Here is a 21,703-nt window from a genome sequence, read left to right on the forward strand (position 1 = left end):
GGTTTGTTCCTTTCTTGATGTATTGGTTTGCTTTAAAGGAATAAAGATAATGCTAACAAGAATCTCCACAAGGAACAATAGACTTTCAGATATTTTTAGAAAATGTCCAGGTGACATCGCTTTCTTTATAAACGGAGGAGTTCATTTCCTAAATAAAAGTAAAAGGACTTCCTGATTAAGGAAGTCCTTTTGCTCTATTTGCTCATTATTAATGACAAGACTATGGAAAAGATCGCCCATCCTCTATTCATCTTTTTGAGTTAATTGATGATCATTGTTTCCACATTGTGGACACTGTGTCCAGATAACATAAGCCGTTTTATCTTCAAATTCTTTCGGAACGACTTTGATTACTTTTAGAACATTATGGTAGCAGCTTGTGCATCTTTCCATGATGGACTGCCCCACTTTTAATTCTGACATACGCTCACTCCTGATCACTATTTTTTATGAGTACCGAAGCCTCAAGAGTTTTTCTAGTATAACGTTTAAGAGGGAAAGAGTCAAAAAGTATATTTCTTCTAAATCATTTAAAGACGATAGGGAAGTTTTTTATGTTTCTTTTAGTGAAACGTTTAATTTAATTCAGATAATTCCGAATTCTATGTTAAAATATGTAAGGTTGCTTTACTTTCCTTTCCTGAATCATAGGGAGAGATTGGTCGAGATTAGAACAAAAACAAAAAGAAGTCTGCTGACATCAATCATAAGACACTTTTAATGAAACGAGGAGACGGAAACGTGGGATTTTTGACGAAACAATCGGTCACAGAGATAGAACAGATTAACCGTGCGCTGGAAAACGAAGGGTTAAACCTATTGTCTGGAGAATCTGATATCAAACGCTTAGGGGAGGGCTCCTGGCACTATGCTTACTTGATTGAGAGTGAACAGCTTGTCCTCCGCATTCCGAAAAAGGTCGCTTATGATGAAGCCGTCGCCTTCAACCGTGATCAGTTGACGGCGGAATATGGGTCTACCAAAGCTTTTTACAAGATAGCCAATGAAGCACAGAAAGGCATGTGTCCTGAACACTTCCATTATTTCATTGATGAAGACCTTACTTATACGATTGAATCTTATGTGGGTAAAACGTTGGGGCTGGAAGGACAGACGCAGCAGCAATCGAAGCAGTACGGAAGAGACATCGGCGAGTTCTTTCGCGCCCTTGAAGAGATCGATCCCCCTTATGAAGGGATCGGATATTTGGAAGTCGGAGAAAACGGGGAATTAAAAGGCGGCCTCGACATGGAATTGAGAGCGTGTATCGTCGAAGAGAGAGGAGAGTATGAAGAAGAATTTCATGCCTTGCTATCATATGCTCATGGATTCAATAAAGAAAGAGTTTCTGCTATCGGAAACGAATTAATCTCAAACCGATCCATCGGTCGGGAGAAGCGGATCCTTACCAATCAGGATACATCACCTGAAAATTTGATCTTCATGGATAACAGCGTGAAAATGATCGACCCTGTTCCGCTTCTCTACACAGGAACATCCCTTGCCGCCAATCATGTCTTCAATTATCACACCTTTTTCCATACCGTCCACGACACACGAAGATATGGGAAAGGAAACTACCATCGTCATGTCCCTCTTCTGAGAGCCCATGCGGATGGATTTGTGGAAGGATATACGCAAGATTCAAAACAGAAACGCATGGACTTACATATCGAAGTGTTTTTGAAACTTGTGACGATGGCTCATACTCATCTTGAGCTGCTGAAGGAAGAAACGTTAACAAAGGAACAGATCATCCGCTTTGGAACAAAAGACCAAATCGAAAAGCGTCTACACATCTATCTAACCGAATTAGAGAGTTTTTAAGGTGAAAGTGACAATTGGAGAGGGGGCGACGCCTTTTGAACAAAGAGGAAAACAAGCAGATCCTCTCCCTGGACATCCAGCCCTTACATGAAGCGGTGGAGGACGAAGCTAGACATCTCATATTGGCTGGTTTTTTAGAGCGTTTTGGATTCATTGATCAATCTCTCAATCCTGATCTGAAAGATATGATGGGTACCTATAATAAGGAAGGAAATGGATTCTTTGTTGCTTTGGCTGAAGGTGAGCTTGTTGCGACAGGGGCCGTTACGAGAGAAGATCATCGGGTGGGGAGAATTGAACGGATGTCGGTGAAGGGTACTTATAGAAGAAAGGGAATTGGGCAGAGGATGCTGGCGAAGCTTGAAGAAGCTGCTCGATCCAGTAACTATGAAAGACTTGTGTTGGAGACGAACAATAGTTGGGAAAGTGCGATACAGCTTTATACATCGAATGGCTATCACCTTGTTTCGGATGATGGTCAGCGTTATCATTTTGAAAAAACATTAGAGGTTTGAGGTTTCATAATGAAGAATGGATATTGAAATAGGCTGAATACCAATCATGAAAAGGGGAGAGGTCGATGAAAACAGGTGATGTATACACTTGGAAGCGCACGTTTACGAATGAGGAAGTATTGGAGTTCGGTCGGATCTCCGGAGATCAGGGGAGGCATCATGTGGAGCCGGATGAAGAGGGAAGGTTGATGGTTCAAGGATTATTAACGGCGAGCATCGGAACGAAGATCGGCGGCGATTTGCACTATATTGCAAGAGATATGGCCAATGAGTTTCTCCGCCCGGTTTTTACTGGGGATACGATTACTTGTGAAGTGAGCTTGGAAAAGGTTGTTCAAGCGGATGGGCATAAGAAAGTGGAAATGAAGTCTGTCTATCGCAATCAAAAAGGGAAAGAAGTGTTGATTGGTTCGAGTCACGGTATCATACGGGATTAAAAATAAAAGCACATAAGAACCAGGCGAATGTTTATTACTTTTGAGCCTAGCTACCACTTCAAGGAATAATCAATATGGAAAAAGCCAACCCTTTTAGGGTTGGCTTTTTTGAGGTTCATTTTTCTCAAGAATAAAGATCCTGACTTAGACTTCAAGATAAATGGTTATGCGTGATCAATTATGTCTATGCCTTGTTTTTCATATAAGCGTTTAATTTCTGGATGCACATTTTCTGTGATTAAGTATGTTAGATGGTCGGTTGGACAGACAATATGATTGGAAACCGTATCTAACTTATCATTGGTCACCATACTTAACACTTCGGTGGAAATAGACGCCATTTTCCGTTTGATGAGTGCTTCTGACGAACGGGGGATGCTGATCCCGATTTCAGGATCTATGTTGTAAATTCCCATAATATAAAGATCGGCCCTCATCGAATTCAAAGCTTCATAGGTGTCGATTCCTAAATTCACCATCGACTGTTTAAATAAGGTGCCTCCGATCATGATGACCTCAATATCATTGTGGTTGGAAAGGGCCATCGCAATCGGCGGGCTGTTAGTAATGACGGTACCTTTTAAAGACAAGGGGAGCTGATGGACCAATTGTAAATTCGTTGTTCCTCCGTCAATCAACAGGACCATGTCATCTTCAATATATTGTAAGGCTTTGTTCGCTAGATTCGACTTTGTTTCATTGTAAATTTCCTGTCTTGTTGAAAAATCCTGGACGGGAGGGCCTTTTCTTAACGCCCCGCTGTGAACTCTCTTGATCACTCCTTGGCTGTCCAATTCTTTCAAGTCTCTTCTAATCGTATCTTCTGAAACAGACAGCCGTCTGCTTAAGTCGCTGGCAATGACTTTGTGCTCTTCATTAACGATATCGATAATGGTTTGTTGGCGTTCTTGTTTAAGCATACACGAAAGACTCCTTCTCTTAATTTCTTCCAGTATATCACGGATTTTTCCTTTCATAAATCGAAAAACAGCATTAAAGTGCAAATAAAAGCAAAAACATGCAAGAAAACGCTTTACTTTTTCTTGTTTGTGCCTTATTATTTTGACAAAGGCGCATAAACACAAACAAGGAGGCACAAACATGCAACGAAATATTACAATTGCACCGTCCATCATGTGTGCGGATCTCTGCAATCTTGAGAAAAGTGTCAGAGAAATAGAAGAAGCGGGCTTGGATACGTTACACATTGACATTATCGATGGAACCTTCAGTCCAAGCATGCCCTTGGGAATCGAGACAATTGAACAACTGAGAAAAATAACGGATATGAAATTCGATGTTCATATTATGGCCAATACGAATGAATTTTTCATACAAGAGATGCTGCGGATCGGGGTGGAACAAATCACCTTTCATGTGGAAACAAGTGTACACATAGACCGCTATATCAATTTAATCAAAAAGCATGACACCAAAGTAGGAATCGCCCTGAACCCAGCCACTCCATTATCGGTACTGGATTATGTATTACCGCAAATAGACACGGTCCTTCTAATGCTGATCAATCCTGGATTTGCAACAGATAAAGGAGAGAAGCAAGTGTCGTACGCTACGAAAAAAGTAGAGGATCTGGCTAGGTTGATCCGGTCCAGAGATTTGGATACGAAGATTGAAGTGGACGGCCGCGTGTCATTGAATACGATTCCGACACTGGTCAGAGCCGGGGCAGACATCTTAGTGGCTGGAAGCACGAGTTTGTTTGAAAAGAGCAATGGTTTGAAAGACAACAAAAAATTGATGGAATCACTGATACAAGAAGGATTGCATGAGGAGGTTGGAATCAATGGTTAACTATAAGGAAGCAGCAGGGGTCATTACAAATGAAATCACATCCACATTAACCAACGTGGACAGCCAGGAGATTGAACGATTGATCGAGCAAATCAATCAAGCAGAAAAAGTATTCTTCGTAGGCGTAGGGCGGGTGCTTTTATCATTGCAATCAATCGCTAAACGATTAGCGCACCTCGGTGTTCAAACTTACGTCGTTGGCCAGATCACAGAACCGGCCATGACGGAGAAGGACCTGCTGATCGTTGGATCTGGAAGCGGCGAAACAGCTTTTCCTCTTATCATTGCAAAAAAAGCGAAAGAACTAAACGCAACGGTCGCTCATATCGGTACGAACCCAAATAGTTCGATGAGCCAATATGCAGATGTGTTCGTCCGTCTCCCAATAAGCTCCAATCCGGAGACAGTAGAAGAAGTACAATCCCAGCAGCCGATGAAGAGTCTATTTGAACAGAGTCTTCTTCTACTGGGAGATACCATCGCGTTAATGATTGTAAAAAAAGAGAACATCGAACTGCATTCGCTTTGGGAATACCATGCGAATTTAGAATAGTAGACTGATGCAAATCTCAAGCTCCTTTGATATAGAAAGGAAGATCAGAGGGGCCGGTCAAGGGACCATCAGGCGAGTCTCGATCTAAACAAAAGCTTTTTGTATAATTTGTAAAATTATACAAAAAGGGTTATTTTTCTTTTTTCTCTATAGACGCTCTGTCATGGTCATATTATACTGATTTTTATGGCTTACTGGCGTTTGGACGAATGAAGAGAACCTGAATTAAAGGAGGTCCACAAATGAAAGCGCTGCATTTTGGAGCGGGTAATATCGGGCGAGGTTTAATCGGATATCTCCTGAACAAGACGGGATATGAAGTCTGCTTTGTGGATGCAGACCAACAGCTGGTTGAAAGCATCAACGACCGCAGGCAGTATGTTATAGAATTGCTAGATGAAAATCACACGCAAGAAACCGTTTTCCCTGTGAGAGCGTTGCATACAAGTGCTCAGAATGAGATTATCGAAGCTATTTTAGAAGCAGATATCATCACGACATCTGTAGGAGCACAAAATCTTTCAAGAATTGCTCCTACCCTATCCGAAGGTCTTCTAACAAGAAAGCAACAGAGCAAACCTTCCATCGATGTGATCGCCAATGAAAATACAATCAACGCTTCTTCTCAATTGAAAGAGGAAGTGAAAAGTGTAGTATCTGCACATGATATGGAAGAAATCATGTCTTTTGTTGGATTTCCGAACTCGGCCATTGACCGTCTTTCGCTCTCTGAAAATAGGAGTGAAGGGGAAGTTGCCCTTGTAGAACCCTATTACGAATGGATCATCAACCGGTCGGAAATGGTGAATAAGGATGTGCCTCTAATAAAAAACGCCACCTACGTGGATACGTTAAAACCCCATATTGAGCGCAAATTATACATGGTGAACATGGGGCACGCAGCTACAGCGTATATGGCCCACTTGAAAGGCTATCCAACCATTCAGCGTGCATTGCAGGATTCAAGTCTTGAGGCGTTTTTAAGAGCAACCCTTCAAGAGTCTGCCCGTTATTTCACTCACATCCACCACATGGACGAGCAGGAAATGGACGCGTTTATTGAAAAAACCGTCGATCGCTTCAAAAACGAAAATATAAGCGATGACATTTTACGAGTGGGAAGGTCACCGATCCGAAAGCTGGGACCAGAGGAGCGGTTAATCAAACCAGCCAAAGTTCTTTTTGATTTGGACCTGCCGATCGATAATCTGACGACTGCGATAGCGGCCGCGTTTTTATTTGATAACCCCGAAGATGAGGAGTCTGTGACGCTTCAAAGCTATATGGATGATCAAGGAATCGAAAAGGCCATCACTCATTTCACTGAATTAAAAGAAGCCACGATCGTATCGAAGATCAAGAGTCAATATTTGCAATTGAAAAAAGAACAAGCTTTAAAAAGCTGATTAGAAAGGGTGCTGACTATATGCTAAGCGAACAATTGAAAGGTAATATTCATTTTTTGAAATCTGTAAACTCTTGGGAGGAAGCGATCACAGAATCGGCGGCTCCATTACTGGATGACGGTTCCATAACTCCTGAATATGTAGAGGATATGATTGAGAACGTTCACAAAAATGGACCGTATATCGTCATCGTTCCAGGAATCGCTATGCCTCATGCCAAAAATGAAGGCGGCGTTGTGAAGACAGGGATTTCGCTTTTGAAGTTAGAAGAGGCCGTGCCATTTCCTGAAAACAAAAAGGTCAATCTTCTGTTCACATTAGCTGCTGAAGATACTTCCGGTCACTTGGATTTGATCTCAGATTTGTCTTCTTTACTGATCGAAGATGAGGTGCGTGAAAAACTCGAACAAGCCAACAGTGAAAAGGAGATCCTGGACTTACTTCAGACGGTCGAATAAGTCCGGTCTCCTGATCATCATAGGCAGCGACGATTATTATTAATAAATTGGAAAGGGATGATTCAGATGGCAAGTCCAGCTAAGACAACGACGGATAGCAATGTAGTAGACATTAATCGTCCTTCTGCAAGGGCCAGAGTTCAAGCTTTCGGCGGCTTTTTAACCAATATGGTCCTGCCGAATATCGGCGCATTTATCGCCTGGGGTCTGTTGACCGCTTTGTTTATACCGACAGGATGGATTCCCAATGAGGAGCTTGCGCAAATTGTCGGTCCAGCCATTAAATTCTTGCTTCCTCTGCTTCTCGCGATCACCGGTGGTCGTATGGTCGGAGGTCAGCGTGGAGCTGTCATGGGGGCGATCGGGGCCATTGGTTTGATCGTCGGATCGGATATTCCGATGTTTTTAGGAGCGATGGTGATCGGTCCTTTAGGCGGATTGATCATAAAGAAATTTGATCGCTTGGTTGAAAACAGAATTCCTGCCGGGTTTGAAATGATCGTGAACAATTTCTCCCTCGGGATTCTAGGATTCCTGCTGATGATCGTATCGTTCTTCTTTATCGGTCCAGTGATCGAATCGGCGAACAATTTTGTAACTTCAGCCATCGAGGCTTTGGTGGCTACCGGCTTACTGCCTTTACTTTCTCTTATTAACGAACCAGCAAAAGTATTGTTTTTAAATAACGTGATCGACCAAGGTATTTATTACCCGCTCGGCATGCAGGCAGCGGCTGAAACAGGAAAGTCCATTTACTTTACTGTCGCGTCCAACCCTGGCCCAGGCCTTGGATTGCTGCTGGCGTTTACTTTCTTCGGTAAAAAGACGGCTCGACGAACAGCACCAGGTGCCATTATTATTCATTTCTTCGGCGGTATTCATGAACTATATTTCCCTTACGTATTAATGAAACCCCTTACAATTATTGGGATGATCGCAGGGGGCGCGACAGGGATCGGCGTGTTCAGTTTGTTTGATGCAGGACTCGTCGCAGGTCCAAGTCCCGGCTCGATCTTTGCCTATCTAGGACTGACTCCTAAAGGAAGCTTTATCGGTATTATCGCCGGCGTACTGGCTGCCGCGGCTGTAACCTTCTTGATCACATCGCTGATTTTAAAAATGGAGAAAAATAAAGATGAGGAAGAAGATGAGCTTTCCGATTCCATCGAAAAATCCAAAGCGATGAAACAACAAGGAAAACAAGTGGTGAACAGCAGTAAAAAAGATGAAAACATCGATAAAGTTTCCTTCGCTTGTGACGCCGGTGCAGGTAGTAGTGCATTAGGTGCCACGACGTTCAGAAAGAAACTGCAGAAGAGAGGAATCGACGGGATCGAAGTGAAACACTACAGAATTGAAGATGCACCCCAAGATTCCAATATTATCGTCGTTCATAAAGATCTCTATGACCGAGCGAAACACGCTCACCAGGACAAAGAGATTATCACAATTGAAAACTATATTAGTGATCCCAACCTGGATGAATTGCTGGGCAGGTTGGAAAATCGGTAAGTGATTGTTTAACAAATCGTTTAAAGAAGGTTCTTTTAGGAACCTTCTTTTTTTGGTTCCATCTCATTGTAATCATAAAATGGTCTCTTTTCTTTTTGCAATCACTGATAATGAAAATAGTTGTGTCATATTTATCTTGAAACTGAGTCTTCAACAAAAGGGCAGGATTGTGGAAGACTCAGTTTCGAGATAATATTGCATTTATTTATTAAAAATATCTATACGTGTTCCCATGTGAATTGTTATACATTCAAATAAACGTTTTAATGAAAAACTACTTGGAAATAATGAAGAAGGGAGGTAATAAAATGAGATTCTTGAACGCTAAAACTGGTGCATGGATTAGTACATTTGCCTATTTATTAGTATCACTTGTGAAAATCATTATTGCTTGGCAGGTCAATTCCGTGGCATTAATGGCCGATGGGTTTAATAATTTTACGGATATTATTACATCTGTTGCCCTAATCATTGGGTTGAGAATTGCAAAAAAAGAGGAGGATGAGAACCACCCTTATGGACATCGGCGAGCCGAAAATATTGCTTCGTTGGTGGCTGCCTTTGTCATAGCTGCAATAGGGATACAAATTTTAGTTGATACCGTTCGTACAATGGTAAATCAAAATTTCGTTACACCGAATCCTCTTGCAATATGGGTTGGCCTCGGAAGTGGTCTATTCATGATTTTAATCTACTTTTTGAATAAAACCATAGCCTCAAAAGTAAACAGTCAAGGGTTAAGGTCAATCGCAAAAGATAATCTGTCGGATTCGATTGTAAGTTTTGGTACTGTTGTTGGTATCACTGGCGCTCAATTTGGACTATCCTGGCTTGATCCTGTCACTGGTACGATTGTAGGTCTAATCATTCTCTGGGCAGCATGGGGGATCTTTAAAGAAACCGCCTTAATTTTAACCGATGGGATCGATCCTGAAAAGATACACCAATACAAAGAATCACTTTCAGATATTCAAGAAATAGAGAAAGTCAATGATGTGAAAGCGAGAGTCTCAGGTAATAAGGTCATTTTAGATGTTTCTGTTTCTCTTCAACCGGATTTATCAATTAAGGAAATGACCCATGTAACTGAAGAAATTAAAGAATTAATGCACAAACAACATAACAGCCTTATGACATTTGTTGAATTGAATCCCTCAGTGAAGTGAATTTTTAATACCTTACAAAAGTGATCCGTCAGATCTTGATTCTTTTTAAACTTATTTAACACATATTCAATTAGATATTCAAACAATCATTTGTTTATTTTATTGACAATCTATACAGGTTCCTTATAAGATTGTATATATAATCAAACAATCATTTGAATGTGAGGGTGAAATCATGGAAACCAAACACACTAAAATAAACGATGATCAATGTGAGGTTTTTTGCTACGACGAGGAAATAGTTAACCGATTATCGCGGAAGATTGAAAATGAAAAATTCACTTCAACCGCGGACATTTTTAAAGCATTATCTGATGAAACAAGGCTTAAAATTGCCTATATATTAACGCAGGAAACTGAACTATGTGTATGTGATGTTGCAAACATTATTGGCACAACGAATGCTACAGCTTCTCATCATCTACGTCATTTACGAAACATGCATATTGCTAAAAGTCGAAAACAAGGTAAGTTAGTCTTTTATTCCCTTGATGACCCCCATGTTACAAGTATGATTGTAACGGCGATGGTTCACGGTCAGGAGGTGTAAATTGTGAGTAACGAAGCATCTCAAGATGAGAAAAATGTATATCGTGTTCAAGGATTTACGTGTGCAAATTGTGCTGGAAAATTTGAGGATAACGTAAAAGGATTAGCTGGTGTAAGCGATGCAAAAGTAAATTTTGGCGCATCGAAAATTTCTGTTTACGGTGAAGCGACAACAGAGGAGCTTGAAAAAGCTGGGGCTTTTGAGAACCTAAAAGTAGTTCCTGACAGTTCAGAAAAAAAGGATAAAGATCCTGGTACAGAAGAAAAGTTACCGTTTTATAAAAAACACAGTACATTGTTGTACTCAGTTTTATTTTTGGTTATCGGTTTCACTTCCCGGTTTGTAAACGGAAATGATAACATCGTTACAGCATTATTATTTATTACTTCGATGATAGTCGGTGGGACGTCACTCTTCAAAGTCGGTTTACAAAACTTAGTTCGACTTCAGTTTGATATGAGGACTCTTATGACTGTTGCTGTCATTGGTGGAGTCATTATTGGGGAATGGGCAGAAGTAGCAATTGTCGTTTTACTTTTTGCCATTAGTGAAGCTTTAGAACGATTCTCTATGGATAAAGCGAGACAATCAATCAGTTCATTAATGGACATTGCACCAAAGGAAGCATTGGTTAGACGAAATGGACAAGAGATGACGATTCACGTAGATGATATTGCGATCGGGGATATTATGATAGTTAAACCGGGTCAAAAAATTGCGATGGATGGTGTCATTGTCAATGGCTATTCTGCCATTAACCAAGCAGCGATTACGGGGGAGTCAGTCCCTGTTGAGAAAACTGTAGAAGATGAAGTATTTGCTGGTACGCTTAATGAAGAAGGATTACTTGAAGTAAAAATAACAAAGCTTGTTGAAGATACAACAATATCTAAAATTATTCATCTAGTAGAAGAAGCGCAGGGCGAACGGGCACCATCCCAAGCTTTTGTCGATAAATTTGCTAAATATTATACTCCTATCATTATGGCCATTGCAGCATTAGTTGCTACATTACCTCCTTTATTTTTTGATGGAAGTTGGGAAACATGGATTTATCAAGGTCTAGCTGTTCTTGTCGTTGGTTGTCCTTGTGCGTTGGTGATTTCCACTCCAATTTCAATTGTATCAGCCATTGGTAATGCTGCGAAACAAGGGGTTCTTGTCAAAGGCGGGGTGTACCTAGAAGAAGTTGGTACATTAAAAGCAATTGCGTTTGACAAAACGGGGACTTTAACAAAAGGGGTTCCTGTGGTAACTGACTATGAAGTGTTGAGCCCTCATACAGATGAACAAGAACTACTTTCGATTATTACTGCCCTAGAATATCGTTCTCAACATCCTCTTGCATCGGCCATAATGAAAAAGGCTGAAGAGGACGGTATTTCTTATTCTGAGGTAGCAGTAGATGACTTTACTTCAATTACGGGTAAAGGAATTAAAGGAAAAGTACATGAAAATACGTATTATATTGGTAGTCCGAAATTATTTAAAGAATTATTATCGTCTAATTATAATAAGGAATTAGACCAAAATATTATATCCCTACAAAAACAAGGGAAAACAGCTATGATTATAGGTACAAATGAAAAAATTCTAGCTATTATTGCCGTTGCGGATGAAGTGCGTGAATCAAGCAAAGATGTTATAGAAGCTTTACACAAAGCTGGAATTAAAAAAACAGTTATGCTTACAGGTGATAACCACAGTACTGCTGATGCAATCGGCAGTCTAGTCGGCGTAACAGACATTCAATCAGAGTTACTTCCACAAGATAAGTTAGACGTGATTAAACAATTGAAATCCAAGTACGGAAACGTAGCTATGGTTGGTGATGGTGTTAACGATGCTCCGGCTCTAGCAGCCTCAACCGTTGGAATTGCAATGGGTGGGGCTGGAACAGATACAGCACTTGAAACGGCAGATGTTGCTTTAATGGGGGACGATTTAAGGAAACTTCCGTTTACTGTTAAAATCAGCCGTAAAACGTTAAATATTATTAAGGCTAACATTTTCTTTGCGATTGCTATTAAGGTTATTGCCCTTCTGTTAGTTATTCCGGGATGGCTAACACTTTGGATTGCCATTCTTTCGGATATGGGGGCAACAATTGTAGTGGCTCTAAATGGTTTACGGCTTATGAGTGTGAAAGAAGACGAATAAGGATGTAGGAGTTTCTAAATTGCTTGGAGGGTCTAAGGGGGACGTCATTCCTTATATAAACCTCTATTTTCATTGGGCCCACAGCATTACTTAAATGGCTCTTAAATTAGGGTGGTGAGGCAGCCCAGAACTGGCGGAAGTAACCATTACAAATAGGAGATACAAAACTTGTAGCTATTGCAAGAGGTATGCTTAATGATCCTTATTGGAGTTTACACGCTGAGAAGAAATTAACTCATAAAGTTAACCCACCTTTCAATATCCAAGAGTAATAAGATAAGAGATAAGAAGGTCCCTTATTAGGGGCCTTTTTTAACCTGTACAACGATGTTTTGGACTTTGGCAAACTGTAATCCCTTAGGGTGAATAGTCTTTAATTATCTTGAAATCAAGTCTTCAAGAATAGGGGGCTTATCTGTAACATCTTCACATAGAGTTAGGAGTCTTTAATTCCTTAGGGATTAAGAAAGAGGCGCTGATCAGTTAACTGATCAGCGCCTCTTTCTTATAAACACCTTGAGTATTTAAAATGGGTAAGGTTTTGAGTAATGAAAAGTTAATGATTCATTTTACTATATTGAAAAATTTCATTCAACAAAAAAACTGACATTCCCAACATTAATAATAATATTAACTTTAAAGCATATTTTGAACAACTGATTTCCCATTATATCTAAGTTAGGTTTAATGTTACAATTAGGTTACAAAAGGGAGGGGGTAATTTACATAAGTGGATATATTTGTCTAAATGAAATGATAGTCACTGTGTGAGGGAATTCTTTGTTTTACGAATAATTATGTTTATAATTTAGGAAGGTGCGTGCAAAATGAATAAATTAAAACTATCAAGTTTATTTTTAGTGTTTTTGCTAGTATCAGGGGTGGCTACATATAAAGTTAGTGCCGATACATATAATTGGTCATGGCCAAGTGGTAAGACATTTTTTGTTGATAATGTTACAAGTGAATCAATGTTCGATACTCCAATTGGAAGAGCCACGAGTAGATGGAGGGCCGTTAGTGGAGCCTCAATATATCCATATTTCGATTCTACTTGGTCTTCATCAAACCAAGTTCACGTAAGTTACGCTCCTAGTGCTCAAAATAGCTTTTATGGCTACATCTTACCATATGATTCATCCGGAAACTTATTAGCAGATTATGACTATGGAACAGTCGCTAGCGGTAAGATAAGACTATATTCATCAAAAGTTGATGGTTTGTCTACTAGTGGAAAGACATCCGTCCTTTTACATGAGATGGGCCATATCTTAGGATTGGATCATCCTTCCGGTCAATATTCCATTATGGATAAGTCGGATGTTTTTGATTTGCAATATCCTACATCCTACGATAAATCAGAATTAGCAAGCAAATATTAATAATAGGAGTGTGAATTAGGTGAAACTTAAAGTTATAGTTACAATATGCTCAGCCGTGATACTAGGAGCTTTAATTGGTGTAAGTGTGCCAAGTAATAGTGAAACCACAGAGGGTGTCGGGTTGTCCGTTTCTGCTGAGAAAGATTTTAACTCATTAAAGAAGAATGCTGATTTAATTATTCATGGCACACTTGATGGTGATTATGATATTAAAACACAAGTAGCAGATGCTGAGAATGATGTTTATCAAATTGATAGAGTGTACACAGCTATCGTAAACAATAGTTTTAAGGATTCTAAAGGGAATAAATATAAAAATGGAGACGAAATAAAGGTAGTTTATCCTGTGGGGTTTAAACAGAAAGAAAATGGGCAGTTTAAAGATCATTTTCTCTCTCTTTCGGATGAGATAATCCCTATAGAATCGGGAGAGTATATGTTGTTTTTGGATGAGCTGAATGGAGACTTTTATTTCTCGAACATAAATCATGTGTACAAAAAAGGCAAGGACAAGAGATTTAATAATATTTCAACTGAGAGTATTCCTGAAATTACTGAAGGGAATATAGTTAACAACTAACTATGTTTAAATTTTAAGAATAAAAAGTCAGCATTATATGCTGGCTTTTTATTCTATATTGGGAGTGGTGGAGCGTGCTAGAGGTTATGTATTGATGATAATCTTAATAGTTTATTTTTAGTTATATCATGTTTTATCTCGATTTCGAGTCTTCAAGTAAAGGGGGCAATTCTGAAACAGAAGAATTCCTTTTCTTAACGTCTTGGGTAGGTTAGTTGAAGGTTTAGGGAGGGTTTTTGTGCCAAAATCAGTCTTAGGAAAGTTATGCTTGTTAATGTTGGTTATATTTTTCATCCAGATTGTTTTGTTTGTGAGAATGATGTCTATTAACTTTTTCGGAGCCATGGTTCAATTCATTAAATTTACTCCATATACCAGCATAGTTGGCATCATACTTGGGCTAACGAGTTTAAATAAAGAAAGGGAAAAGAGAATAGTACCTGTTATTACACTTATCATAGGTGTAATATTCCTTTTAACATTTCTTCTCTTCCTATTCGGTTTTTCCTTTGGTGGGTAACTTTACATCAGGGCTAAAGACAAAGTATTATTTTGATTTCGAGTCTTATGGAAACGGGAGCATTTCTTGAATAAATACAAGAGCATCACAGGGGAGTTATTAAATGAATAAAGGAATATATAAATTTATAAGTGAAGCACAGTTGAAAAAGTATGCAGAGCTTGCTGTGCGAGCTGGCGTAAATCTGCAAAAAGACCAATTGTTGATTATCCATAGTGATATACAAAATGCTACCTTTGCCCGTCTAATCCAAACGGTAGCCTACGAGGTAGGAGCTTCAAATGTAGTCATAGATTGGACAGATGAACAGTCTTCCAAAGAATTTTACTTAAATGCAGCAGATAGTGTTATCGATCACTTTCCTGATTGGCAGGCTGCCCGTTTTAAGGAGTGGGACGAGGCAGGTGCTACTTACATCCATATTATTTCTGAAAACTTAGATGTCTTTAAGGAAGTTTCCCCAGAACGAATCAGTCGTTTTCAAAAGGCCTCCCGCACCAAGTTGGAAAGTTATTATGCAAAGATTATGTCCCACGAGATACGCTGGTGTCTTCTAGCTGTTCCGTCCTTCGCATGGGCCACGAAAGTATTTCCGCACGTAAGTGAAGAAGAAGCCGTGCAATCGTTATGGCAAGCTATTTTACGTGGAGCGCGAGCAGATGGTACAAATACTATCAAAAACTGGGAAAATCATGACCGCGCCTTCGAGTCACGGAAAACGTTTTTAAACGATTTCCAGTTTGACACCCTGCACTTTAACAATAGTCGAGGAACGGATTTAGTCATCGGTATGCCTAACAATCACATCTTTATTGGTGGGGGTGTCAGAGATAAAAAAGGAATACCTTTCTTTCCGAACATTCCTACGGAAGAAATATTTACTGCTCCCCATAAACATAAGGTGAATGGAAAATTGGTAGGTACTAAACCTCTTATCTATGGGGGAAGTGTCGTCGAAGAGTTTTATCTGATTTTTAAAGATGGACGGATTACCGACTATTATGCCGCAAAGGGACAGGGAGTGTTACAAAATCTCATCGAAACAGATGAAGGTTCACATTATCTAGGTGAAATTGCCTTGGTATCTAATAAATCTCCTCTCGCCCAGGAAGATATTCTTTTTTACAATACATTGTTTGATGAAAATACGTCCTGTCATATTGGAATCGGAAATGCATCTCCTTCCAATATTAAAAATGGCATTGACCTATCTGAGGAAAAATTGAAAGCAAAGGGGCTGAATACTTCACTATTGTCAGTCAATATGACCTTTGGTACCGAAGATATGAAAGTAGTGGGTATTAAAGAAGGTGGAACTGAAGTCCTGTTAATGAAGGATGGGGATTTCCAATTCTAAATTGTCTGCAACTTAAAAACAGATACAAGTTATCTAGTGGAATATACTTAGGGTTAATTTCAGTGAAAACAACCTGTAGTTATATATATCTTGAATTAGAGCCTTTCGTAAACGGGGCTTTAGTTAAATAAGTGAGATACAAAGCCAGCCTTTATTGCTGGCTTTTATATCTTAGAGGAAACGTGCATTCTTAGGGGGGAATAAGTTGTTTGATCTTTTCGAGGGAATGAAAAGGGGTAATAAGAGGCAAAGAGATGCTTATACAACTATTAAAGAACTCTGTATATTTGACGAATTGAGTATTTATAATCCTATGCTTTGTGGAACTATCCCTATTGGCATTGACTTGGATAATTCAGATCTAGACATAGTTATGGATGTAAAGGATTTAAGACTCTTTGAAAAAAAGCTAGACGCTCTCTATGGTGATAAGCCAGGCTTTACCATGAAAAGAACAATTATAAGAGGTCGTGAGGTTGTTAAGGCAAATTTTTTGTCTAACAACTTTGAGTTAGAGTTATTTGGGCAGGACCAGTCCACTTATTTTCAAAACGCGTATTTGCATATGATTATTGAACATGAGCTTTTAAAAGATAATCCAACGCTTAAAGGTAAAGTGATTGACTTAAAAAAACAGGGATATAAGACTGAACCAGCTTTCTGTAAGCTATTAGGTATTGCTGGGGATCCTTATGAAGGTTTAGTGCAATATGGGATTAAAGAAAGAATTATAAAGCCGGAATTCTTAAATTTTCATAGGATAGATAACTACTATAAGTGAAATTTATCTCGAAATCGAGTCTTCATGTAACGGGGGCGATAGCTGTACAGTGGCTATCGCTTATTCTGGACTAAGGGAGTAATAGGAGTAGAATAAAGGAGGGAAAAGTATTGGAAAAATTTAAGGTCTTTTTATTATGTGTTATTGCACTTACTTTACTGTACATTGCCTTTATGGTTTCTGATTTAGTAATGTACTCTAATTAAACTGCTTGGACCTATCTTTTAGAAGGAGTTTCCACCTTTCTTATTGAAGTGAGGAGCAGTTTAATTAAAGATTAATTCTGGTAAACAAGGACACACATAGAGGGGAGAATGAGTTGAAATCTTGAAAAATAATACCTTTATTCTTTTATTTACACTTCTACTTGTAGGTTGTAACAGTCCTAATACAATGGAAGAAGTCTTTCATAATAATATGAAGAGCAACAAGGATGTAGATGATTACAAGATAGTTGAGATAGTCAGAGAGGACAATATTATTATCTTCACATCTCATTCGGAAAATGAAGCAATTAATGAATATCACAACAATGAACAACCTAAACTTGCCTACTTTACAAGACATAATGATGAATGGATATGGAGTAAGACAGGAGAGTGTCCACTTGATAAATGGAGTGCAAATCTTGTTGGAGAACCCTATTTATGGTGTGGAACACTAACTGAACCAAGGCATGAGAAAGTTGTTGTAGGCGATAATAATGCAAAAATAATTGAAATGAGCGAGGCTGTAAGTCGTACTTGGTACCATCTAAGCGAAAAAAATAACGAAGAGGTTAAAGTAATTTTAAAAGATGGATCAGAAGAGTGGTTGAAAGAAGTGAGAAATTGATTCAATAAAAGGATGATTAAGTTGGAGATTTGCTTCAATATCTCGAAATCAAGTCTTCAGCTAAAAGGGGCTTTTCCGCAATAAGAAGATTAGGTCATTTTTATAAAAGTAAGGTGGCATATTAGAGAAATTAGTACATTATTGAAAAAGTGAGGAATTATATGAATCAATTAACGTTTAATGAGTTACAGAGCTACCTAACATTAAAATACAAAGAAGGAGTCACATCATCTGCTTTGTTTATGAAACTAGTAGAAGAGATTGGTGAGGTAGCAGAAGTACTAAACCAGATAGAAGGCCGGAAGGAAAATCTAGGGGATAATTCTTTAGAAAAAGAGTTAGTTGATGTTATACATTACGCTATGGCCATAGCGAGTATAAATCATATTGATCTAACAAAGGCCATTATTAAAAAAGATAAGCAAGCTGCAGTAAAGTATAATCAATCCCCTGATTTAGAAGAGTTTTTAGTTGAAAATAAAGAACATTAACTTAAGCTAGAGAAATAAATCACTATACAACAAATGGGTATGTGAATTTGTTATCTGACTAAAGATATCTTAAAATCAAATCTTACATAATCGGGGGCGATTGCTCAATAAAGTACTCGCCCTAATTTAAATAAGTATAGACAAACGGAAATATTGGAGGAGTTTAATGAAAAGAAAGTCACCAATGGTAATTGCTTCTTGCTTAAAAGGGAAGTTACCAAATAGTAAAACGATATAATTTGATGATTATGATTTTGATACGCCTAAAGACATAATTAAATGGATTGATAATGGCTGTAATCCTGGGACTTATCACCACTTATTAGAGATATAAAACAGTTACTTACTGAACCTAGAGATTACATATAGATTTTCCATTTACATAGTAAAACAAGTAGTCTTATTGATTTTGCAGTGTTTATTGATACTCCATTGGATATTGCAATGGCACGCAGAATAAATAGAGATTTTAAAAGTGGCTCTGCTGAAGATATATTACTGGATTTAGATAACTACTTAGCTAGAGGGAGGCGAGGTTATCTAACTATGTTAGATACGATAAAACCAAATTCTGACCTAATTGTAGACGGTACAATACCTAAATTTGAGGTTGCAGGTATTATCAATCAAAATGTAGTGAACATAGCATGATTGTTATGGAAAGGAAGTGTTTCAATTGGAAGTAAAGATAGAACCATTAACAATATTGATGGAATATAACTATCCCATACTTCACTTAACCTAGAGTCTGTAGCATTTATCGATGGGGTTAATCTTATTGGTATATTGAAATCAGAAAACACCATTCTTGTAGTATGTTTTACAATGTATTTGAGAGGTTTGATTAGTAAAAGAAATGACCGAAACGTATTATTAATTGGTTTGTTTTTTTCTTTGCTGGATATACAATCATTAGTATTAGCCAATCGCCATTTATTCTTGTTGTAGCCATGTTTTTTGCATCGATTGGGGAGATTATTTATATTCCGGTTTCCCAAGCCATGCTAGCTAATATGGTCCCTGACCATGCTCGTAGTACATATATGGCGTTCTATTCAATTGCAGCCATTATTGGGGTTAGTTCAGCAGGAATCTTTATGATTATAAGTAGCTGGTTATCACCTCTTGTTTTAACTATTTTAATTGCAATAATAGGTGGTGTGAGTATGACGTTATTTTACAATTTAATTAGAACACAGAGTGAGCCGAAAGATGATTCTAAAATTGAAGAACCAATCAAGATTATAAATTGAAAGTAACTTGCCCATCACTCGATCTCAATTTTTCCGAGTCTAATAATAGGTGTTATATTAAGAAGGAGGCAATTCTTTAACAGAAGAATTGCCTCCTTCTTAATGTTTTGGGCAGGTTTGTTAAAGACTCGATTTCGAGATAATAGCCAGATTTGAAACAATAATGGTCATTTCAAATACGTTTGAGTATTTCAAAGGTATATTTTTTTGATGATCTTATTGTACATGGTAACACGCTTTGACAGTTATTCCATCTCAACAAAGGAGAATAACGCTGCCGAATCGGCAGCTTTTTCTATGCCTGCGTATAGATCATCACGAAATGTAGAACGGCCCCAACTGAGTCTGGATTGATATAAGCATGATCTTGATCAGCCTGAAACTTGATCGAATCATAAAGTTCTAGCTCATAGATCTCATCCTGGACCCTTACGTTCACACCTCCTTCCATCACAGTGATGTACTCGATCACACCTTGCTGATGGGCATTTGCACTGTACTCGCTGAGCGGCTCAAGAAACGCTCGATGCGTTTCTAATGAACCGTATCCCTTCATGTTGAACATCGGTTCCAGGACTAAAGATTCATTTGCGCTAAGTACTTTCTGCCCTTCGTGTTTCTTCGATATTACCACGTCTTGTTTTTCAGCGAGCAGCGATGAAATTGGAATCGCGAGGCCATTTGCAATCTTCCAGATAATCGTTAACGATGGATTCGCTTCTCCTCTTTCAATTTTCCCTAACGTTAGATTGCTAACATCCGTTCGTTCTGCTAGATCTGATAACGAAAGGTTTCGTTCCTTCCTAATCGATCGTAGCGTTGCACCGACTTGCTTCGATAATTTCTCGGGATCTTCCCAGTTATTTTTTCCACTCATACGATACCCTCTCCATAAAAAAATTTACATTTCACTACATATACTATAATATACATATTATTAACTATACTATACAGAAAAGAGCGATTTTATTGAAAGAGATAGCCCTCGGTATTCTTTCGTCGATGTTTTTTGCCGTTACATTTATCTTGAACCGCTCAATGGAACTTGAAGGTGGAAGCTGGATGTGGAGTTCTTCCCTTCGTTTCCTCTTCATGGTTCCCTTTCTACTCCTCATTGTACTGATGAGAAGCAACCGAAAACAAGTTTTTATCGAACTAAAAAAAGAACCTTGGAAATGGCTGACGTGGAGTTTTGTAGGTTTCGTCCTTTTCTACGCCCCTCTAACGTACGCTGCAACATATGGACCAGGCTGGTTAGTGGCAGGCACATGGCAATTCACGATTATTGGTGGGATCCTCGTCGCTCCTTTCTTTTTCAAAGTAGAACGAACCTCCACTGGCATCGTGAAACGACGAAACCGCATCCAAACAAAATCCCTCGCCATTTCGCTTATCATCTTGATCGGAGTCCTATTGATTCAACAGCAAAAAGCGAGTGAGCTCACGATCGTTCAGGTTATGATCGGGATCGGTCCTGTCATCTTAGCAGCGTTCGCATACCCACTCGGAAACCGCAAGATGATGGAGTTATGTGAAGGAAAGCTCGATACGTTTCAGAGAATACTGGGCATGACGATCGCTAGTTTACCATTTTGGTTGATTATTAGCGGGGTAGCAGTCACCAAAGTCGGCTTACCGAGCATGAGTCAAGTGACACAATCGTTTATCGTCGCGATCTGTTCAGGCATCATCGCGACAACGCTATTCTTCATCGCGACGAATCGCGTGAAGGATCACCAAGGAAAGCTCGCTACAGTGGAAGCTACTCAGTCGACGCAAATTCTGTTTGTGATCGCAGGTGAAATGCTAATGTTAGCGAGTCCTTTCCCTACAGGAATTGCTTTAGTAGGCGTTCTGTTTATTATCTTAGGAATTATTGTTCACACGTTTAATATGAAAAAGATGAATACAGTCACGGTTGCGAGAGCGTCGAAAGCACAATAAGAGGAAGAGGATTTACCACTCTTCCTCTAACGGTCAAGCTCCTAACCACTTCTGGACTTTCGGCAGCAGCGGCAATAGGTAGCGATCGAATAAGAACACAACGACGATGGAAATTCCGACTAATGGCATCAGAATCCCAAGTACGAGCATGGTTAGAACAATGTA

22 protein-coding genes are annotated in these 21,703 nt (G+C 39.0%); 19 read left to right on the forward strand and 3 right to left on the reverse strand.

The window, feature by feature from the left end:
- Positions 1-243: 243 nt before the first annotated feature.
- Positions 244-423, reverse strand: coding sequence for a hypothetical protein (locus tag ACJA3J_RS08125; protein ID WP_089650988.1), 180 nt, complete (start codon positions 421-423; stop codon positions 244-246).
- 318 nt (positions 424-741) lie between these two features.
- Here ACJA3J_RS08125 and ACJA3J_RS08130 point away from each other — a divergent pair, with 318 nt between their 5' ends.
- The 3 genes from ACJA3J_RS08130 (at position 742) to ACJA3J_RS08140 (ending at position 2,779) form a co-directional block, all read left to right on the forward strand.
- A complete protein-coding gene (locus ACJA3J_RS08130; RefSeq protein WP_406945980.1) occupies positions 742-1,827 on the forward strand; it encodes a hypothetical protein in 1,086 nt (361 codons plus the stop codon).
- A 35-nt stretch (positions 1,828-1,862) separates the two neighbouring features.
- Entirely contained in the window at positions 1,863-2,342 is a 480-nt protein-coding gene (locus tag ACJA3J_RS08135) for a GNAT family N-acetyltransferase (RefSeq protein WP_406945981.1), read from the forward strand.
- A 65-nt stretch (positions 2,343-2,407) separates the two neighbouring features.
- A complete protein-coding gene (locus tag ACJA3J_RS08140) occupies positions 2,408-2,779 on the forward strand; it encodes a MaoC family dehydratase N-terminal domain-containing protein (protein ID WP_406945982.1) in 372 nt (123 codons plus the stop codon).
- A 164-nt stretch (positions 2,780-2,943) separates the two neighbouring features.
- Here the strand turns inward: ACJA3J_RS08140 and ACJA3J_RS08145 are convergent, their stop codons facing one another.
- Positions 2,944-3,699, reverse strand: coding sequence for a DeoR/GlpR family DNA-binding transcription regulator (locus tag ACJA3J_RS08145; protein ID WP_089650992.1), 756 nt, complete (start codon positions 3,697-3,699; stop codon positions 2,944-2,946).
- Between the two features lie 181 nt (positions 3,700-3,880).
- On the opposite strand from ACJA3J_RS08145, the gene ACJA3J_RS08150 reads away from it, so the two are divergent.
- The 15 genes from ACJA3J_RS08150 to ACJA3J_RS08220 all read left to right on the forward strand — a co-directional run bounded on the left by ACJA3J_RS08150 (position 3,881) and on the right by ACJA3J_RS08220 (position 19,594).
- The gene (locus ACJA3J_RS08150) at positions 3,881-4,591 is read left to right on the forward strand and encodes a ribulose-phosphate 3-epimerase (RefSeq protein ID WP_406945983.1); all 711 of its coding nucleotides are present in this window, start codon (positions 3,881-3,883) and stop codon (positions 4,589-4,591) included.
- On the forward strand, positions 4,584-5,144 hold the full coding sequence (gene hxlB, locus ACJA3J_RS08155; protein WP_089650994.1) for a 6-phospho-3-hexuloisomerase: 561 nt from the start codon (positions 4,584-4,586) through the stop codon (positions 5,142-5,144). Before ACJA3J_RS08150 ends, hxlB begins: the two co-directional genes overlap by 8 nt.
- Positions 5,145-5,386: 242 nt before the next feature.
- Positions 5,387-6,550, forward strand: a complete 1,164-nt coding sequence (locus ACJA3J_RS08160; protein WP_406945984.1) for a mannitol-1-phosphate 5-dehydrogenase — start codon at positions 5,387-5,389, stop codon at positions 6,548-6,550.
- Between the two features lie 20 nt (positions 6,551-6,570).
- Positions 6,571-7,008 carry a PTS sugar transporter subunit IIA gene (locus ACJA3J_RS08165; protein WP_115894294.1) on the forward strand — a complete coding sequence of 146 codons (438 nt, stop codon included), beginning with the start codon at positions 6,571-6,573 and terminating at the stop codon, positions 7,006-7,008.
- A gap of 66 nt (positions 7,009-7,074) precedes the next feature.
- Complete coding sequence (locus tag ACJA3J_RS08170; RefSeq protein WP_406945985.1) at positions 7,075-8,520, forward strand: PTS mannitol transporter subunit IICB; 1,446 nt, start codon at positions 7,075-7,077, stop codon at positions 8,518-8,520.
- A 308-nt stretch (positions 8,521-8,828) separates the two neighbouring features.
- Entirely contained in the window at positions 8,829-9,686 is an 858-nt protein-coding gene (locus ACJA3J_RS08175; protein WP_161993087.1) for a cation diffusion facilitator family transporter, read from the forward strand.
- A 175-nt stretch (positions 9,687-9,861) separates the two neighbouring features.
- The gene (locus tag ACJA3J_RS08180; RefSeq protein ID WP_153464098.1) at positions 9,862-10,236 is read left to right on the forward strand and encodes a metalloregulator ArsR/SmtB family transcription factor; all 375 of its coding nucleotides are present in this window, start codon (positions 9,862-9,864) and stop codon (positions 10,234-10,236) included.
- A gap of 3 nt (positions 10,237-10,239) precedes the next feature.
- Complete coding sequence (locus tag ACJA3J_RS08185; RefSeq protein ID WP_202616143.1) at positions 10,240-12,396, forward strand: heavy metal translocating P-type ATPase; 2,157 nt, start codon at positions 10,240-10,242, stop codon at positions 12,394-12,396.
- Between the two features lie 827 nt (positions 12,397-13,223).
- Positions 13,224-13,778 (forward strand): matrixin family metalloprotease, encoded by a 555-nt coding sequence (locus ACJA3J_RS08190; protein WP_406945986.1) that lies wholly within the window; start codon positions 13,224-13,226, stop codon positions 13,776-13,778.
- Positions 13,779-13,797: 19 nt separating this feature from the next.
- Entirely contained in the window at positions 13,798-14,358 is a 561-nt protein-coding gene (locus ACJA3J_RS08195; protein WP_406945987.1) for a hypothetical protein, read from the forward strand.
- Between the two features lie 623 nt (positions 14,359-14,981).
- On the forward strand, positions 14,982-16,235 hold the full coding sequence (locus tag ACJA3J_RS08200) for an aminopeptidase (protein ID WP_406945988.1): 1,254 nt from the start codon (positions 14,982-14,984) through the stop codon (positions 16,233-16,235).
- A gap of 205 nt (positions 16,236-16,440) precedes the next feature.
- Positions 16,441-17,016, forward strand: coding sequence for a DUF4269 domain-containing protein (locus tag ACJA3J_RS08205; protein ID WP_406945989.1), 576 nt, complete (start codon positions 16,441-16,443; stop codon positions 17,014-17,016).
- Positions 17,017-17,343: 327 nt separating this feature from the next.
- Positions 17,344-17,850, forward strand: coding sequence for a hypothetical protein (locus tag ACJA3J_RS08210; RefSeq protein ID WP_406945990.1), 507 nt, complete (start codon positions 17,344-17,346; stop codon positions 17,848-17,850).
- Positions 17,851-18,011: 161 nt separating this feature from the next.
- The gene (locus ACJA3J_RS08215; protein WP_406945991.1) at positions 18,012-18,341 is read left to right on the forward strand and encodes a MazG nucleotide pyrophosphohydrolase domain-containing protein; all 330 of its coding nucleotides are present in this window, start codon (positions 18,012-18,014) and stop codon (positions 18,339-18,341) included.
- A gap of 872 nt (positions 18,342-19,213) precedes the next feature.
- Positions 19,214-19,594, forward strand: coding sequence for an MFS transporter (locus tag ACJA3J_RS08220; protein ID WP_406946285.1), 381 nt, complete (start codon positions 19,214-19,216; stop codon positions 19,592-19,594).
- A gap of 295 nt (positions 19,595-19,889) precedes the next feature.
- On the opposite strand, the gene ACJA3J_RS08225 is transcribed toward ACJA3J_RS08220, so the two are convergent.
- Complete coding sequence (locus tag ACJA3J_RS08225) at positions 19,890-20,471, reverse strand: helix-turn-helix domain-containing protein (RefSeq protein ID WP_406945992.1); 582 nt, start codon at positions 20,469-20,471, stop codon at positions 19,890-19,892.
- A gap of 92 nt (positions 20,472-20,563) precedes the next feature.
- Between ACJA3J_RS08225 and ACJA3J_RS08230 the strand changes: the two genes are divergently transcribed.
- A complete protein-coding gene (locus ACJA3J_RS08230; RefSeq protein WP_406945993.1) occupies positions 20,564-21,538 on the forward strand; it encodes a multidrug resistance efflux transporter family protein in 975 nt (324 codons plus the stop codon).
- Positions 21,539-21,703: the final 165 nt, after the last annotated feature.

The sequence above is a fragment of the Halobacillus sp. SY10 genome, from assembly GCF_045401165.1.
GTDB classification, from domain to species: domain Bacteria; phylum Bacillota; class Bacilli; order Bacillales; family Halobacillaceae; genus Halobacillus; species Halobacillus aidingensis.